We start from the raw sequence: 17,229 nt of genomic DNA, 5'->3' as shown, positions 1-17,229 counted from the left end.
CTGGATAAGTTGATACGAAGATTGTTCAGTTTGCGTTTCCTGGCAGAATATTCATAGACTTTGAAGGTGTGAAGTATTCTAGCGAGAGAGGATTTCTATGACAACTAAGCAAAAGACGCAGGCTCAATCTTCGAGTAGCATCAAATCCTTCCCGGTGCCACCTCCTCTAGCTACGGTCACAGACCTTACACCAGAGGAGGTAAAGCATGTTACGGATGTGATCAACCCGCTTATTGCTGATGCTTTTGCCCTCTATACGAAAACGAAAAATTTTCATTGGCATCTTGAGGGCTCGCATTTCCGCGATTATCATCTGCTTTTTGATGAGCATGCTGCTGCTCTGCTCGCCTCCATTGATACGATGGCTGAACGGGTGAGACGGATCGGTGGAACGACCATTCGTAGCATTGGTCATATTAGCCAGCTACAGACCATTCAGGATAATAATGCCGATCTGGTTGATCCGGCAGAGATGGTTCGCCAATTACTCCAGGATAATACGCATATGGCGCAAATGTTGCGTGCCGCAGGTATGATCTGTGAAGATAATCATGATTATGCCACCAGTAATGAGCTTGAAGTACTCCTCGATGAGACCGAGCGCCGGAAGTGGTTTTTGTACGAGATTGTGCAGGGCCAGGATAACGCGAACTAAGCTCCAGGGTTTAGGGGGCAAAGCCAGGAAGAGCTCGACATGACGAAAACATCGTTATGTCGAGCTCTTCCTGGCAATCTATTTTGTGAAGTAAAAGTTCTTACCTTGATTAATGTTTTAAAGATTACTGAAAAACAGTGAGATAACACATAGTCTATCTGCATTTTCTCTGCTATAGTATTGTCATCAAGGACAAAAACAGATGTCAAGGACGAAAACAGATGTAATTGGACTTATTAAAAATATATATGCAAAGGGACTAATCAGAGTGAAATACAAACATTTATTAAGCCGTTCCTCGGCAGCCGTATTCATGTTGCTCTTCTTTGTTGGAGCCTGCCTTTTGTCTGCCTGTGGTCAGGAGCCGATTGGCACAGGTGATGGGGGGCCTCTGCCTGCAAAGATTGCTGAGCCATTGACACAGGTCCGTCTGGTGGATGCCAATAGTGGCTGGGCTCTGACAAAGCATGCCATTCTGCATACGCTGAATGGTGGGCAGCAGTGGTCCGATGTGACCCCTCCGAGTGCGATGGCGAGCGGTGGCGATAAAGCTGAAAGCACTTTTCAGACAGCTCAACGCGCCTGGGTTGTCGTGCCAGCCTCAATAAGTGGCAGTAGTGGAGGCCTGCATATTGTTGTCTGGCATACAACTGATGCTGGAAAGAATTGGACTTCGGTTACCATCAATGATTCTGATGCCGTGGGCCTGGCGGATCGCCCTAATTTTGTGGATGACAAACATGGCTGGTTACTGGTCAATCTCAGTGCTGGGGCAGGCAGTCAGGGAGTGCATCTCTATCATACAAACGATGCTGGACAGACCTGGAAAATTATTGCTCAGGCTCCAGGCAGTCTCTCGCTCAGTGGTCAGAAGGCTGGCCCTACTTTTGAGAATACGCAGCAGGGCTGGATTTCGCATAGCGTAGGAGCGCTCACTGATAGTGTCCTGGTTGAGCGGAGTAATGACGGTGGGGTAACCTGGGCCGATAATAATCTTCCTCCTCTGGCCGGTGTAACCGATGCCTTTTATGAGACGACCCCTCCAGTCTTCATTGGTTGGACTGGTCTGATGCCCGTTCATGTGAGCTCTAGCGCAGGCCAATGGCTGGCAATGTACTCTTCGGGCAATGACGGTGGACGCTGGTATGCCAGCTATACTAAAGATTTTGATACACATGACATCTATATTGCCGATGAAACCCATTATTGGGCCCTGGATAAGGGCGCTTTATATGCAAACACCACTGGTGCCAGCAACTGGAGCAAGATTGCGACATTGGCAAGTACCGCAGACAAAATGAGCTTTATCAATGCCAATCAGGGCTGGATTACCGATACCGCAAATGCTGTCCTGTATCACACAACTGACGGCGGCCACACCTGGACCACCATCCATTATACCATTGTGTAAATGTTTACCCCTTAAAGGAGGGTGCAGGAAAACCAAAATTTTGGTTTTCCTGCACCCTCCTTTAGATTGCTATAAATATAAAGACCAGGATTATGTTGTCTTAAGGGCATATAAGACATTAAAATAAGATTTAAACGTTATTTTAATGTTATTTTAATAAAAAGTACTGCATTATTAAGCGTATATAATATAGAAGCCATAGGTGCAAAGAGAGATAAGATAGTAGATACTATGATATTTAATTGAAAGGGAGCAGACAAAAATATGGTAAAGTCAGTGAAAACTCAAGTACTTGCTGTTTTTGCAAACCCTCGAGGAACAGAACATCTTCGACTTGATGGGTAGAACCACATTACGTGGTGAATGAGCTCAAGCACTTTTCCGAGGCCGCCCCTTGGACTGCTTGGGGGCCATTGGGTCGGGCAAGGCATGTTTGCGTGGTCGCCCTGGTTGCCGTTGGGGAGCCATCGGATCAGCAATGGGTCGCAGCCTCTCCCTGTCTGCTCAGATTGCTTGTCGCGAAAGGCTCGCACAATACTCTTTGGATAGGCTGCAAATCCATCAGTCTTTCTTCCGGATTTTGATATAATTTGAAAAAAGTTCATATTGAAACTTATACGATCGAAAGACAAAAACAACTAGAATAGAGAGGTAGCCAATTCTATTAAGTATGCTATCAATACCAAGGCTTCCAGAGATAACGACTCCAAATAGACCTATGTCCATAATGATAAACGAAACAACCCTTTTTAAGCTGCTCCCTTCATCCTTAATACGCAGCATAAGTATGGGGCTACTTTTATCTTTTTCAATTTTCATTCCAGAAAAATAGAGTATAGATCCTAAAATAAGGACAATATAAAAACAGATAATAGTAAGACTCATAAAATTTTCCTTTCTATCGACGAGGTAGGGCCATATCGAGTAGGAAGAGTTCAAAAAGACCTGGAAAAGCATGGTCAAATGAAGAGGTCTTCACCAATTAGTGGTGTTCTACCCATCACTTTTTATATCAGATTTCGTTGTCATTGTCAAAGAAATACTATTAGAACATCTAGAAACTATTCAAGCCTACTTGAAAGCTTTGATCAGTAGTAGAACCGAATTACCTTTTAAAAGCCACTTCATTTAGCCTATTTTGTAGAGTATTTATGAGCCCTTTATCACTTAGAGGATTTATATCATTACCTCCTCGTGCAATCCTCCATTTTTAATATATTCTTAATTAACCATCTGTTATGCCCTAAAAAATATAATCATAGATATATATATTTAAAAATCAAAGGCTTTTTCTATGGGAATATTATTGACATATATATATATATCATGTTATGCTAGCAAAGGTTCTTACACAAGGTTTGCTGTCTTTAGCAGGGAAGTCAACCAGAGTAACTAATCTGCCGTGCAAATAGCCAAATTCTATGCACACCTCAGATTAGCACTCTAAGACATTGATGAACATTCGTATTGTAAAGAATCAACAGAGGAGCATAAAATGATGCACTTGTATCCACTTAAGAAATTTTTGCTAGTTGCTTTTATAGCAACAATGCTTTCAGCACTTTTTACACTGGGAGGAGTTGCAAGCGCTCACCCTATTGAGCACGTTGCTGACTCACAAACCTCAGTTTTTGTTCCTATTGGGAATACTTCAGATCTCTCTTCGCCACTTAAAGATGCACTAGAGAAGATACCTCAGGATAAACTAGAGCAAGCGAAAGCCGAATATGCCTATGCACTGGAACATCCTGATCAAGTTCATACTGAGACACGCACAATTACAGTCTCTAACACAACTTCTAATGGGAAAGTAAATCCTTATATTTTTGTACCTGGTATTGGTAGCATCACAGTCAGAATATATACTGCTGGCCCCGGCATTTTCCAGGTACCATATGCCTTCGGGTTGTACTTTCCTTTAGATACAGCCAAGGCCTTGCAAGGTTTTGGTCCAGTAGCTGCAGGAGCTATCGTTGCTTCGATTACAGTTGCTTACCCAGCTTTATTGCCCTTTAGCGGGGTTATATCTTATCTTCTGGGTAATGTGCTGAATTCTGTACCTAATTTTGTAGTAGACGTTTGCGGTGCACAGGGTGGAGGTTTTACTTCAAACTTAGGTCTGGGTGGTGTACCAATAACGTTCTGCGGATCGCTGCCACCTCTTCCCCTATAAAAATGAGCACCGACTCATCGCAAAAAACCTGATTCTTCCCTCAAATACATAGCAAGAGATTGACAGCAAGCTAAGAGTATATGACTATTTATCTATTGTGCATAGACAAATAGTCATATACTCTTTAAAATACCCAATATTGTGACTATTCAGTGATCAAACGTACAGCTTCGCTAGCGGTGGCGGTCTCGCGAGCATCTTTCTCAAGACCATCAGGAGCATACGTATCATTTTCAATCTGCTTCGTGGTTGCAGTCGCTTCCGCCACTTTTGCCTCTTTTCTGTTCAAATAACTCCAGCAATTTGTTGGAGTTATTTTCTAGTATTCACAGTGTTAGCTGTTATTTCCAACAAAATAAAGTATAGCATGACATAGAAAAAATGAGAAATGATTAGCTTCTTCGCACTAAAAAAGAAGAGAGTTTGCAAACTCTCTTCTCTCCAGTTATATTATGGTAGCACTCCATTAACCGGCGAAGGTTGCTCAATCTGAGCTCATTTTGCCGTCTCTTTTTGAGCTCTTCACCACTTACTGTGGCTGTACCGAGAGGAAGATGAGGAAGAGACTGATATCTTTTGTCTAGGGATGGGATTTAAAACAGAGATACATGTAAACCAAAAGGGTGATGCTAGCTTTCAAAAGGATCATCACATACCAGGTGAGGTACAGCAATGGAAAGTTCACCATGTTGTGTGTGATGTTTTAGCTCTTGCAGAACTCCTGCCTTCTCCTCAAAAATTAGCTAATTTCTAACAACAATTAGATCAAAGATGGAAAGAATATGCTGGTGAAATCATTGACAATGCCGTTATTACTGATGATGCCTATGAAGAATTGAGAAAATATCTCTGTGATGAGCTCTATAGATCTGCCACTAACCATTTGCACCAGAGTTTGCGGTATAAACTTGCACGCATCCAACCTCCAGACTGGCTTGCTCGTTACCTCCGTGATTTTGTTGGAAGACAGATGCAAAAAATCACAGAAATTTCTAACAAGTCCTCACAACGTTATACAAACGATGTTTATCAAAAAGCAAAAAATGATTTTGAAAAGCATAAAGAGTATTATGTCAGTATCATTCGTAATCTTGTGGATTCGTTTGCTAAAGAATTTACGACGGCAGCATTAAAAGGAATGACTCTTGGTTTTAGCTTATCTGAACTTGTGGAAAATCTAAGTAAAGAAAAAGCTTTAGATATTGGTGCAGAAATTCTAAATGCTCTTGAGAAAGAAGTAACTCAAAATATTGCATTGTCAATAAATTACCATATACAAAGGTTAAACTATGATAGACGTAGGATTTTTGCGAGAATAGATAAAAAAAAATCAAGACTCAAAACAGAACGTCTTATACGCAAAGTAGGGTGGGATATTCTCAAGCCATTAGTAGAAAATACGATAAAAGCGGTTTTTATAGAACATTTTGAAGAACAAGTCAGCGAGAATCTACCCTATTGGATTCAACTTGCATCTATGCGAGAAGTTGTGAGGCCTTTGCAAGATATATCTTACGAAATTCCAGGTGTAGATACTCAATATGCAACAGCAGATAAAATTATGTTTGGAGGAACACCATTCGAACAAACGTTGGATAAAGCCGCTATCCGCTTTATTGATAAAAGATATGAGGATAAAAAGAAAGTCCTTGTGATTATTTCCGATGGCGAATTTTTGCAATCGAAGCGCACCTTATTAACTGCTGAGTTGCTGAAAAAGCGAGGTATTATTATTATCTCTTGTGTGATTGCCAGGCAGGATATTTTGACCGGATTCATTCAACCTGCATATCCTAAATGGCCAGCTGGGGTGCAAAAGATGTTAGAGGTTGCTTCAGAATTTTCGACAAATGATCCAACTCTATCATGGGGCTATATTCAGCACCAGATTACTGAGGGCAAATTATGTCTGCAAATCAACCACACCTCGCTACTGGAAGATGTCTTTAAAACAGTGTTTCAATATGATGAGAAAGAAATCTTTTCTTGATCGCTTTCTGAATGTATACTCTCTTTATTGGTAGAGGTCAGATGGAATGTTAATAAGAAAATAAAGGCCCTCTATCGGTCTGTGAGGTAGGAACTTGCCAATAGAGATTACGCCAGAATGGCTGAAGACAGTATCCTTTCAGCGCTATGAGAAGACAACAATGGGTCGGGCCCGCCGTTTAACTGCTGAGGATTATCAACAGCGACAGGGGATTATCCTGTCATTAGAAGGCCCTGAGCGCTTTGAGCCAGGTGATTATCTTGCGCGTGGTGTGCAAGATGAGGAGTGGCCGATCGCAGAAGAGAGCTTTCGAACCAATTGTGAGCCGATTGGTGAAGCTGATGCCGAAGGCTTTTTCCCCTATCACGCAAAGGATTCTGTTCGAGAAGCTTGCCAGATCTTCGAGCCCTTTACGGTTCAGCGTGGTAATGGTGACATACTAAGTGGAAAAGCTGGCGATTATCTGGTGCGTTCTGGTAATCGAACCGCAATTGTGGATCAAGCAATATTTTTAAAAAGTTATCGACCTATCGTAGAGTCTGAATGAAGGAGCAATAAGGGAAGTGCAGGAAAGCAAAGAAGAGCGTTATCTAACAGGTCGTTGGAGCTCACAGCAGAAATATTATTCTAAACGTGCCAGTCGCTATAAAAACTTTCATCTCACGTTGCTTTGCGTGAGCGCCATTGGAGCAGTTCTTGTTCCTCTTCTGCTCAGTGTTGTCGCAATCCCAACCTGGATCTCGATCATCATTAGCGCCCTTGTTTCAGTGGCGCTAGTCGTGGATAACGCGTTTCATTTTGGCGAGAGCTGGCAAGTTTTTCGTCACTCCTCGGAGTTATTAAAGCGTGAGCGGGTCTATTTTGAGAGTGGGACAGGGCCGTATCTCAATGTCGCACAGCCATTTCCTCTTTTTGTGCAACGTTCAGAGGAGATCATCAGTGCAGAGGGGGCATCTTACTTTGATATATATAAATCTGGCGGTCAGGCAAGAGTCTAGAGGTCAGGCAAGCTGCGTAGAACATCAATCTCAGGAGATAAGAGAGCTTGCCTCCGTCTGTGACCTTGCGTTTTCATCCTTTAGGCGGTAGAATCAAATATGGTTCCACATGTTTTTGGTACCGTTGGATCATGCAGGATCGATCACTAATCCTCAATCCCAGACATGCATCACACGAAGCCAACCCCGAAGAAAGGTAGCACAAAACTGAATGACCATTACTACTCGACCACGCACTATCCGCGAGTTGCGTGAAAGTGGATATAAGGTGCTTTCTGTTAAAGAAGAGATGCGTAAAAACCTCGTACAGAAGATTCGTGATGGCGAGGAGCTGTTTCCGGGGATCGTTGGCTATGAGGAGACCGTCATTCCTCAGATTGAAAATGCCATTCTTTCCGGACAGGATATTATCTTCCTGGGTGAGCGTGGTCAGGCGAAGACACGTATGGCACGCAGCCTTGCGAATCTTCTCGATGAAGTAGTCCCAGTTATTGCTGACTGCGAAATTAACGATAGCCCCTATGACCCCATCTGTAAAGCCTGCCGTGAGAAGGTCGCAGAACTGGGTGAGGCCGTAGAGATTGATTGGTTGCCACGGGATCGCCGGTATGGAGAGAAACTGGCTACCCCCGATATCACCATCTCAGATCTGGTCGGTGAGGTAGACCCGGTCCGCGTTGCGGAAGGCCGTTACCTCTCCGATGAATTAACGATCCATTATGGGATGATTCCTCGCACCAATCGAGGGATTTTTTGTATCAATGAGCTTCCTGATCTAGCAGAACGCATTCAAGTTGGTCTGCTCAATATTATGGAAGAGCGCGATGTCCAGATTCGCGGCTATAAAATTCGCCTGCCCCTCGATGTTTATGTAGTGGCGAGCGCCAATCCTGAGGATTATACCAATCGTGGACGTATTATTACCCCGCTGAAGGATCGCGTTGGTTCCGAGATCCGAACGCACTATCCACGCGATATTGAGCATGAGATCTTGATTATGGAGACCGAGAGCAACCACTTTGTGACTGAAGGATTGGATGTGATGGTTCCACCCTTCATGAAGGAAGTTATTGCCGAGATCACGCATCTGGCTCGTAAGAGCAACGATATCAGCCAGCGCTCGGGGGTCAGCGTGCGCGTCTCCGTCACGAACTATGAAAACGTTCTGAGCAATGCCTGTCGCCGTGCGCTGCGTCTGGGTGAGCGTCAGGCTGCCCCACGCGTGAGCGATCTCTCTGCGGTCGTTGCCTCAACCTCTGGTAAGATCGAGCTGGATACCGTTGGTGATGTGAAAGAGGATCGTGTGGTCCAGAAATTAATCAATGCCGCCGTACTCAGCGTTTTTGGTGAGTACTTTGAGAATCGAGATTTTGAGCAACTGGTCGCTGGTTTTGAGCGCGGTCTGAGCGTTCAGGTTGGGGATGATATGTCCGCTATGGATTATGTGAATCAGTTGTCGAAGGTCGGTGGATTGAGCAAAGCTATCGATAAGCTCAACGGTCGTGGGAGCCCCGCAACCATTGCTTCTTCGGTCGAGTTTATTCTCGAGGGCTTACATCTTAACCGGCGTCTCAATAAGGATGATGTGGGCGGAAAAGTTCGCTATCGGCGCTAAGCCTGGCTGAAAGGACGCGCATCATGTTTGAACGCTTTTATAAGAAACGCTATGGCTACTCACGCTGGGATGGAACGCAGCGTATTGAAGGGCTTGATGCCGATGATATCCTGAATGCGCTCTCAGATGATTATCTAGAGAATGGCGATCTGCAACAGGCATTAAAACGTTTGATGCAGGAGGGGATACGGGGCGAAGATGGTCGGCGGGCCATGGGGCTGCGCGAGATGATGGAACGCATGCGCAACTCTCGCCGCGAACAGCTTAATCGCTATAATATGGCATCTGGCGTTATGGATGATCTTCGCGAGAAGCTAGAAGAGATCAAAAAACTGGAGCGAGACGGGATTCAGAATCGGCTCGACAAAGGCTCACAATCATCAGCGCAATCGCCAGAGGGCCAATCTGGCCAGGAACCAGGCGAGCAAAGCCAGTCAGGGCAACCTGATGCGGGTGAGCAAGGTCAATCCGGGCAACCCCAGGCTGGAGCGCAGGGCCAGTCTGGTCAGGGCGACGATGGTGGACTTACCCCCGAGCAGAAGCAGCGCATGTTGGAGATGATTGCTAAACGCAAGCAAGACTTCCTCAATGAACTGCCCAAAGATGTGCCGGGACAGATCAAAGGGCTGACCGATTATGACTTTATGGATGATCAGGCCCGCGAGAAGTTCCAGGAATTGTTGTCAGGTTTGCAGCAGCAGATGATGCAGCAGTTCTTCCAGGGTATGCAGCAATCCTTACAGAATATGTCCCCTGAAGACCTCGCCAATTTGCGTGAAATGATTCGAGATCTGAACAAGATGTTGCGCGAGCGTCAGGAAGGACGTGAGCCAGACTTCGATGCCTTTATGCAGAAGCATGGTCAGTATTTTCCTGGCGTTAACTCTCTAGATGATCTGATTGAGCAGATGCAGCAGCAAGCGGCAGCGATGCAGGCGATTATGGAAAACCTTTCGCCTGAGCAGCGACAGGAGCTGCAAGATCTCATGGAACAGCTCATGGGAGATGATCGCATTCGCGTCGATATGATGGAACTGGCTCAAAACCTTGAAGCCATAGCTCCATCAGAGCGGATGCGCACGCGTTTCCCGTTCCGTGGCGATGAATCCTTACCTCTCAATGAAGCTATGCGTATGATGGGACGTATGCAACAGATGGAGGGTCTGGAAGAGCAGATGCAAGAGGCGCGGCGGATGGATAATCTGGATGCCATCGATAGCGAGAAGGTGAAAGAGCTTCTCGGCGATGAAGAATATCAATCAGTCGAGCAGCTCAAACAGTTGATGAAGACGCTAGAAGAGGCAGGGTATATTCAGAAAAAAGGGAAGCGTTGGGAGCTAACAGCTCGTGGTATTCGTAAGATTGGTCAAAAGGCCCTGCAAGACATCTTTAACAAGATGAAGCGCGATGGCTTTGGTCGTCATGTGAGCCCCTTCCGTGGTGTTGGCGGCGAGCGTACGGACGAGAGCAAGCCCTATCAGTTTGGAGATCCTTTCTTGCTGGATCTCGAAAAAACACTGATGAATTCCTTGCACCGGCGCGGCACAGGCACACCAGTTAATCTGGCCAAAGAGGATTTTGAGGTCTACCGAACTGAGTTTACCACGCAATCCTCAACGGTTCTGATGATCGACATGAGCCTGAGCATGGTCTATAATGGATGCCAGCCCGCAGCTAAGAAAGTTGCCGTTGCGTTAGAGAGCCTGATTCGTTCGCAGTTTCCTCGCGACAATCTCTATATCATCGGTTTCTCCTTTGTTGCTCGTGAATACAAACCAAATGAACTGTTCGAGATGAGCCAGTACGACAATGAGCGAGGCACGAATATGGCGCATGGCCTGATGCTCGCTCGCCAATTGTTGGCTCGTCATCGAGGCGTCAATAAGCAGGTGATTATGATTACCGATGGCGGCCCAACCGTCTGGTATGAAGATTCCATGGGGGGATGGCAGTTTCAGTTCCCTAGCGCTCTGGCTGAAAAGCAGACGCTCCTTGAAGTTCAGCGCTGTACTCGTGATGGCATCACTATTAACACCTTTATGCTCTATGATGACAGTTGGATGGTTGCCTTTGTCAATCAGCTTGCTCAGATTAACCATGGTCGGACCTTCTATGCCGACAAAGACAATCTGGGCGAATACTTACTGGTTGATTACCTGAATAGTAAGCGGAAAATTGTATCGTAGTATGTCTGAATACCTGTCACTAACGTTCCTCAAGGAGCTTCATCAACTGGGTCTGGCCCAGACGGTTGAAGAAGAGGCCAGGTTAAGCCAGGCCTTTCTCATCTATCGGCAGGAGCTCTTATCCTGGAACGAACATACAAATTTAACGGCGATAACCGATCCTGAGGAAGTGTTGCAGAAACACTTCCTCGATTCATTATCACTATTGCCAGCTCTTCCTGATGCCGAACTAACCCTGATCGACATCGGCACAGGGGCTGGCTTTCCAGGCCTGCCCTTGAAGATAGCGCGTCCGCATTGGCAGGTAACACTTCTTGAGGCTACCGGCAAGAAGACAAAATTTTTAAGCCATGTCATCGAGAAGCTTCATCTGTCGGAGATTACTGTGATTCATGGTCGAGCAGAAGAGTATGCGCATAAAGAAGCGTATCGAGGCAAGTATGACATTGTCACGGCACGAGCCGTCTCTGCCTTAGCAACACTGCTCGAATCTGGAGCCCCTTTCTGCCGTATTGGGGGGCGTCTGATTCTCCCAAAGAAAGGTGATCTTGCACTCGAACTGGAACAGGGTAAGCGAACAGCAGGCCAGGTGGGAGCCCGGCTCATTACCGATCTACCAGTCACTCTGCAGGGGTTGGCTGATGGGCGGCGTATCCTCGTCTGGGAACAGCAGAAGCTCTCCCCGGCAACGTATCCACGAAGCTGGGCCAACATGACGAAAAAGCCACTTGGGTGACCATGTGGCTTTTTCTTATAGTTTTTCAATTCGTTTTTTTAGTATAGCATGAAAGAAACACTTATCGAGAAGCATTTTTGGGATAGCGGGGATCGTAGGGTGGGACAGCAAGCATATCTTTGATCTCCACTGTTTTACCGCGTTGAGGGCTCACCGAGACCATAACCAGAGGCGTTTCAATAAGTTCTTCAAGCCGTTCGAGGTAAGCTTTAGCGGCGGCTGGAAGTTCATCATAGCTATTAATTCCCGTGGTACTGCACTGCCAGCCTTCAACCTCTTCATAGATGGGTTCGCACGCGGCCAGATCCTGGAGTGTGGCTGGGAGATTATGGATGATCTGCCCTTTGAGGTTATAAGCGGTACAGATTTTAATGGTGGGGAAGGTATCCAGTACATCGAGCTTGGTAATCACAGCGGCATCCAGACCGTTGAGCTGAGCGACAAAACGACCAGCGACCGCATCAAACCAACCGCAGCGGCGTTCGCGGCCCATACTACTCCCATTCTCTTTTCCGCGCTCGCGCATCGTTTCCCCAACGACATCAAAGAGGCCAGTTGGCATCGGGCCGCTCCCGATCCTGGTCATATAAGCCTTATAGACTCCGATCACACGGTCAATCGAGCGGGGAGGGAGACCTGCACCGACTGAGGCATTGGCCGCCATGGTTGAAGAGGCAGTCACAAAGGGATACGTTCCAAAATCAATATCAACGAGAGCTCCCTGGGCACCTTCCAATAAAATAGTTTTATTTTCAGAGAGGGCATCATGAAGCATCTTTTGTGTGTCGGCGATATGTCCATAGAGTTGGAGGCCATAGCCAAAATATTCACCATGGATCTCTTCCAGCGAGAGGGGGGGCTGGCCATAGATCTGAGTGATCATGCGGTTCTTTTGCTGAATAATGGTAGAAAGCTTGGAGCGAAAGGTATCTACATCGAGCAGATCGGCCATGCGGATTCCAGTACGAGCATGTTTATCCACATAAGCTGGCCCCATTCCGCGTTGCGATTGATCACCTTTTTCCGCGCCACGGGCCTCTTCCTCTAGACGATCCAGGAGAAAATGATAGGGCATAATGACATGAGCTCGATCGCTGATATAAAGACGCGAAATATCGATGCCTTTATTACGAAGCTGTTCCATCTCTTCAATAAGAGCCCTGGGATCAACAACGACGCCATTTCCGATAATGCATGTTGTGTTCGGGTAGAGGATGCCAGATGGGACAAGGCGGAATGAAAATTCCCCCTTTTCATGAACAACACGATGACCAGCATTGCTCCCACCCTGGTAACGCACCACAAAGTCTGCTCGCATAGAGAGTTCATCAATGATTTTGCCTTTGCCTTCATCTCCCCACTGAGCTCCGATAACTGCTATTACCGCCATGATCTATTCCCTCTCAGCTTTCTAGGTTCGTCTGCCCATTGCCAGGCCAGAACTGGTCAGGTGTGGGCTTGTATGAGTGGCAAGCCCCCGGCTTTAGTCGTTGGGTTCCTGACAAGATAGTATAATGATAATCTGTCTGATTCGTCTGACCCGCATAAGAATACCACGTATGATACGAATTGTACACGTGATAGCATCCTTTTATCACAAGCAATAATGTCCTCAGTTTAGGACGAGATCTCGCGCTCTGTCAATGGGCCAAAGTGTTCAGATCGAGACAATCATACACGCTCGAGAGCAGAAAAGAGCTCACAGGTTGGAAAAAGGGAGAGCGAAGAAAGGAGACAGACCCTTGCAAGATCAGCAAGCCTGTCTCCCAAAACAAATGATCTCTTCATACATCGAGATGTGCTACGAGTGCTGAATATAATTGAGCAGGAGCTGATCCGTAATCTGTTCAATCGGAGCCCGATCGTCTGAGAATACAATCCCATTCGGTTCGGCGTGGCCCTCGGTGACAGTTGGAATAACTTCACTGGCTACCTGACCGAGAGTAGAATCAGGAGTGAGCTGGCTCAAGTTATTCTGAAACGTCTCCAGCGAAGTTGGTTGCATAGTCGCCATAATCTCAGTATTGAAGGTATTGGGAACATGGAACACGTAGACACTTGGAAAGACCTGGCGCATTGTATTCACAAAGGCCTGTTCCAGTCGATAATCAGTCGTTGTATGGCCTGTGTTCAGAGTCACTACGCCCGTAGAAGAGAGATGACTGGCAATCTCCGCAAAAAATTCGCGTGTGGTAAGCTGGAAAGGGATATAAGGTTGTTGGAAGGCATCAATAGCCATCACATCGTATTTTTCCTGAGTCGTGCGTAAGAATGTGCGTCCATCCTGAACATAGACATTCAGATTGGGCTCATTCATATCAAAGTACTTGCGTCCAACATCGACGATACTGGGATCAATCTCAACGCCATCGATTGGAACATGGTGATAGACCTCAGTAAACTGATGAGCGATGGTGCCCGCAGCCAGACCAATAATTCCAACGCGTTGAAGTTTATCTGGCGTAAAGCCGGGGTTAAAATACGGGGCAGCCAGAAAGTAATCCCAATACCAACCGGTCAGAATTTTATCCTGCGTGGGCGGATAATAGATAGAATGGATAGCTTCACCCTCATTGAGAATAAGCTGCCGCGTTCCATCGGACTCTTCAGTGACCTGGATATAATTGTAGAGTGACTCATGTTGATATTTTAGATGGGGAATATCCTTCAACGGCCCCAGAGGAACGACCAGCGTTACCACAGCCAATAGAATGAAGGCCACACTGAAAGAGGGACGCCAGCGTGGCCGTAGTCCCCAGAGTGAAGCTGCCAGGAGGAGCGTGGCTAAAATAAGGAGAGAACGTCTGACCCCCCACGTTGGAATAAGCCAGAGTACGGGTAAGAAGGCCCCAAGGATACTTCCCACCGTAGAGATTGCATAGAGTGAGCCACTAATGCGCCCACTGTGCTTAATATCTTTTGCCAGCAAGCGGATGGCGAAGGGTGAGACGAGCCCAAGCAACGTTACTGGCAGAGCGAAAAGCAGCATCGTTCCAACCAGAGAACTATAGAAGATACTGACCGAGACCTGGGCCATTCCCGTAACCGACCAGGATAGAATACTCTGGCAGACAAAGGGGATAAGCGCAATAGTGACGGATGCAGTCGCAGTGATGATGCAGAGCACCTGCTCCGAGGGATAGCGATCGGCTAGACGACCACCAACAAAATAGCCAATCGTGAGATAGAGTAAGATCAGACCGATCAAGTTGCCCCAGATGAAGAGCGAAGTACCGAAATAGGCACCCAGCAGGCGAGAGGCGCACATCTCCAGAGCCAGGCTGGTCAGACCACAGATAAATACCAGGATAATAAGAAAGTATTTCAACAGGCCTCCAAAAAGCTAAGCAGTCCCTGACGGTAAGAACTGATATTTGTTCAGCATCGCTGAATAGTACTGACTATATATTGTATCAAATTGATCATCGGGAGCCTGAAGCGCAATGACATATGCTTTTGAATTATGGATGGTTGCGTAGACCTCTACCCGTTCTTTTTGTGCGTTATCCTGATAGTAGAGGATGGCTGTTGTCCAGGTCTCGCCGCAGATCGTCGCTGTTTGATTGGAATTTGAGGCCTGATATCCGGGGTTTCTTGCATAGTTCATCGTGATTTCATTCAGTAAAATCTCACTGGCTGTAGTAGTACTAGTTGGTGGTAATTCTGCCTTAAAGCTTGCCATTGTATGGGATTGGGAGGCATTGCTGATCTGCATGCCGTTGCCAGGCATGGGAAGTGTTGTCACGATCCATCTGGTGGGATATTCTGTCATAAAATCGGCCGTCGTGCAGGTAGAAGAGCACCAGGTAAATCCGGAGTCGAGAGAAGGAGTCGGTGTAACAACTGTCGTGGGTGTAGAAAGTTGCGTTGGCGTAATCGAAGGGGCCCCGGTCACAGGCGTAGTAGGATGAGATGGTTGTGCTGTATCTCCATTGTGATTGCCTAAAGACCACATATAGGTCAGCAGGCCTATGATGCTTATAAGTGCAATGACCAGACAGATACAGATAGTCATGACAATGGCACTATGTGGTTGTCTCTGGATTGTTCGATGTTGATTTGTTTTGCTACCAGAACCTGGATTATTCACTGGATATGTTTGAGCCTTCTGCGAGGCTGTTATTCCGGATGTGGTGGCTGTTCGGTCCGTAGATTGAGATGGTGAGTACGCTTTCTGTTCTCCATGTGTGGGAAGGACTGGCATCGCCTGTGAGATCTGTCTGGGCTGGCTGCCAGGAATAACAGAATACTGCTGGTTCACTTGAAAAGCAGCGGTTGAATCGTGGTAAAATTCGCCCTGTTGATTGGGGCCACTCAGCACATGTGCGCCTGCCTGGGGAATTGAGGGGTACTGATGACCTGCCGATGAGCCAGATCTGGTACTATAGGGCTGCCGTGGAGGTTGGTTGGGGAGGCGGGGAGAAAGTGAGCGAGGCTGGGGTGGTGTCGTGGGCACACCATTGGGGTAGATTACAGGGATAGGGCCACTTTGGACCTGCGATTGATGAGGACTCACATTTGCCCGAGGAGAGACAGGAGCTGTGAATGGGGCTCCACACTGCCCACAAAACAGTTCCCCGGGTTGTACCTCATTCCCACACTTTGAACATCTCATGACGTTTTCGCTCCTGTTTTTCCCTTTTTTGCGGTGACTATTCTGATTTACAAGAGAGTCGTTTTTTTGCACAGCAAGCGTGTTCTTTTACCGCTTACCTTTGGTTTTGACGGCAGTACAACACTTTTCCACCAGCGAAAACATTATAACGTATTTAATTTAGTGTGGCTAGGTTTCTATCCAATTCTCTTATTCTGCTGCTCTGTATAGTCCTGTTGTGCCTTCTGAGATGAATGAGTGGAAGGTTCTGTTTGTATGGAAGATTGAATCTTGAGTGTGCAAAGCCCGTGATCTGGATAATAATGATAGGCGATAATATGCATGCTCTGCTCTCCTTCCATTCTAAATGTGCTGTCAAAGGGTCCACAGACAATTAACCAGGCCCAGGGAATCTGCTGTTCCAGGTTGACACGGCGCATATTGTTGATATCTGTCTCGCTAGCACATGCATACCCGGTTGGGTGACTGTGATAGATACCGATGATCTGTTCCGGATATTGTAGCTCCATCATGAGGAGCTCTTCGGGCTCAAACTCAAAGTAGACTGCCGAAGAAGCAGTATTTCTGAGTGCCCTTGCTTCTGTGATATACCAATCTCCAGCCTGATTCTGTTTGCCCAATAAGATGCCGCAAGCCTCTATCTGCGGTCGTTGACAGATATCAGAAAAAATATCCTCTCTGGCCTGTTGCTCCATCACTACTCGAGCCATAAGTCCTCTTCCTGCCGTCGTAAACACGGACCCTCTCTGTTCTGGCGATAAACCGCACACGATTCGCGGTTTATCGCCAGACTGGTCGTTATGATAGGTAAGATGTTGTATGCCATCTTGCCCTCTCTGTTATGCAATCC

The 17,229-nt window shown here is 46.5% G+C and carries 15 protein-coding genes; 9 read left to right on the top strand and 6 right to left on the bottom strand.

The window, feature by feature from the left end:
* The first annotated feature begins 97 nt into the window (after positions 1 to 97).
* Together EL628_RS14390 and EL628_RS14385 are read left to right on the top strand one after the other, a co-directional pair.
* Entirely contained in the window at positions 98 to 655 is a 558-nt protein-coding gene (locus EL628_RS14390) for a Dps family protein (protein WP_126580629.1), read from the top strand.
* 268 nt (positions 656 to 923) lie between these two features.
* Positions 924 to 2,066 carry a beta propeller repeat protein gene (locus EL628_RS14385; RefSeq protein WP_126580628.1) on the top strand — a complete coding sequence of 381 codons (1,143 nt, stop codon included), beginning with the start codon at positions 924 to 926 and terminating at the stop codon, positions 2,064 to 2,066.
* A gap of 561 nt (positions 2,067 to 2,627) precedes the next feature.
* Here EL628_RS14385 and EL628_RS14380 read toward each other — a convergent pair.
* Entirely contained in the window at positions 2,628 to 2,951 is a 324-nt protein-coding gene (locus EL628_RS14380; protein WP_126580627.1) for a hypothetical protein, read from the bottom strand.
* Between the two features lie 610 nt (positions 2,952 to 3,561).
* Here EL628_RS14380 and EL628_RS14375 point away from each other — a divergent pair.
* The gene (locus tag EL628_RS14375; protein ID WP_126580626.1) at positions 3,562 to 4,239 is read left to right on the top strand and encodes a hypothetical protein; all 678 of its coding nucleotides are present in this window, start codon (positions 3,562 to 3,564) and stop codon (positions 4,237 to 4,239) included.
* Positions 4,240 to 4,384: 145 nt separating this feature from the next.
* Here EL628_RS14375 and EL628_RS30800 read toward each other — a convergent pair whose 3' ends face one another.
* Entirely contained in the window at positions 4,385 to 4,507 is a 123-nt protein-coding gene (locus EL628_RS30800) for a hypothetical protein (protein WP_281276542.1), read from the bottom strand.
* A 702-nt stretch (positions 4,508 to 5,209) separates the two neighbouring features.
* Between EL628_RS30800 and EL628_RS14370 the strand changes: the two genes are divergently transcribed.
* The 6 genes from EL628_RS14370 to rsmG all read left to right on the top strand — a co-directional run bounded on the left by EL628_RS14370 (position 5,210) and on the right by rsmG (position 11,764).
* Entirely contained in the window at positions 5,210 to 6,229 is a 1,020-nt protein-coding gene (locus EL628_RS14370; protein WP_126580625.1) for a vWA domain-containing protein, read from the top strand.
* Positions 6,230 to 6,323: 94 nt separating this feature from the next.
* Positions 6,324 to 6,776: a PGDYG domain-containing protein gene (locus EL628_RS14365; protein ID WP_126580624.1), complete on the top strand. Its 453-nt coding sequence runs from the start codon at positions 6,324 to 6,326 to the stop codon at positions 6,774 to 6,776.
* Between the two features lie 16 nt (positions 6,777 to 6,792).
* On the top strand, positions 6,793 to 7,227 hold the full coding sequence (locus EL628_RS14360; protein ID WP_161975511.1) for a DUF4231 domain-containing protein: 435 nt from the start codon (positions 6,793 to 6,795) through the stop codon (positions 7,225 to 7,227).
* Between the two features lie 211 nt (positions 7,228 to 7,438).
* Positions 7,439 to 8,842, top strand: coding sequence for a sigma 54-interacting transcriptional regulator (locus EL628_RS14355; protein WP_126580622.1), 1,404 nt, complete (start codon positions 7,439 to 7,441; stop codon positions 8,840 to 8,842).
* Between the two features lie 23 nt (positions 8,843 to 8,865).
* On the top strand, positions 8,866 to 11,028 hold the full coding sequence (locus EL628_RS14350) for a vWA domain-containing protein (protein ID WP_126580621.1): 2,163 nt from the start codon (positions 8,866 to 8,868) through the stop codon (positions 11,026 to 11,028).
* Between the two features lies 1 nt (position 11,029).
* Positions 11,030 to 11,764: a 16S rRNA (guanine(527)-N(7))-methyltransferase RsmG gene (gene rsmG, locus EL628_RS14345; protein ID WP_126580620.1), complete on the top strand. Its 735-nt coding sequence runs from the start codon at positions 11,030 to 11,032 to the stop codon at positions 11,762 to 11,764.
* Between the two features lie 61 nt (positions 11,765 to 11,825).
* On the opposite strand, the gene EL628_RS14340 is transcribed toward rsmG, so the two are convergent.
* From EL628_RS14340 to EL628_RS14325, 4 genes are all read right to left on the bottom strand, one after another.
* Positions 11,826 to 13,154, bottom strand: coding sequence for an adenylosuccinate synthase (locus EL628_RS14340; RefSeq protein ID WP_126580619.1), 1,329 nt, complete (start codon positions 13,152 to 13,154; stop codon positions 11,826 to 11,828).
* A 411-nt stretch (positions 13,155 to 13,565) separates the two neighbouring features.
* A complete protein-coding gene (locus EL628_RS14335) occupies positions 13,566 to 15,092 on the bottom strand; it encodes a spermidine synthase (protein WP_126580618.1) in 1,527 nt (508 codons plus the stop codon).
* Positions 15,093 to 15,107: 15 nt separating this feature from the next.
* A complete protein-coding gene (locus EL628_RS14330) occupies positions 15,108 to 16,379 on the bottom strand; it encodes a zinc-ribbon domain-containing protein (protein ID WP_126580617.1) in 1,272 nt (423 codons plus the stop codon).
* A 176-nt stretch (positions 16,380 to 16,555) separates the two neighbouring features.
* Positions 16,556 to 17,089 carry a M67 family metallopeptidase gene (locus EL628_RS14325; RefSeq protein ID WP_126580616.1) on the bottom strand — a complete coding sequence of 178 codons (534 nt, stop codon included), beginning with the start codon at positions 17,087 to 17,089 and terminating at the stop codon, positions 16,556 to 16,558.
* Positions 17,090 to 17,229 lie beyond the last annotated feature (140 nt).

This window comes from Tengunoibacter tsumagoiensis (assembly GCF_003967535.1).
GTDB lineage: Bacteria > Chloroflexota > Ktedonobacteria > Ktedonobacterales > Ktedonobacteraceae > Tengunoibacter > Tengunoibacter tsumagoiensis.
Note: the sequence above shows the minus strand (reverse complement) of the source record. Positions and strands in the feature narration are given on the sequence as shown.

Coding starts and splice junctions, on each gene's coding strand:
- rsmG (WP_126580620.1), top strand. CDS start 11,030: ATGTCTGAATACCTGTCACTAACGTTCCTCAAGGAGCTTCATCAACTG.
- EL628_RS14330 (WP_126580617.1), bottom strand. CDS start 16,379: ATGAGATGTTCAAAGTGTGGGAATGAGGTACAACCCGGGGAACTGTTT.
- EL628_RS14325 (WP_126580616.1), bottom strand. CDS start 17,089: ATGGCTCGAGTAGTGATGGAGCAACAGGCCAGAGAGGATATTTTTTCT.
- EL628_RS14390 (WP_126580629.1), top strand. CDS start 98: ATGACAACTAAGCAAAAGACGCAGGCTCAATCTTCGAGTAGCATCAAA.
- EL628_RS14355 (WP_126580622.1), top strand. CDS start 7,439: ATGACCATTACTACTCGACCACGCACTATCCGCGAGTTGCGTGAAAGT.
- EL628_RS14380 (WP_126580627.1), bottom strand. CDS start 2,951: ATGAGTCTTACTATTATCTGTTTTTATATTGTCCTTATTTTAGGATCT.
- EL628_RS14350 (WP_126580621.1), top strand. CDS start 8,866: ATGTTTGAACGCTTTTATAAGAAACGCTATGGCTACTCACGCTGGGAT.
- EL628_RS14375 (WP_126580626.1), top strand. CDS start 3,562: ATGATGCACTTGTATCCACTTAAGAAATTTTTGCTAGTTGCTTTTATA.
- EL628_RS14370 (WP_126580625.1), top strand. CDS start 5,210: ATGCAAAAAATCACAGAAATTTCTAACAAGTCCTCACAACGTTATACA.
- EL628_RS14340 (WP_126580619.1), bottom strand. CDS start 13,154: ATGGCGGTAATAGCAGTTATCGGAGCTCAGTGGGGAGATGAAGGCAAA.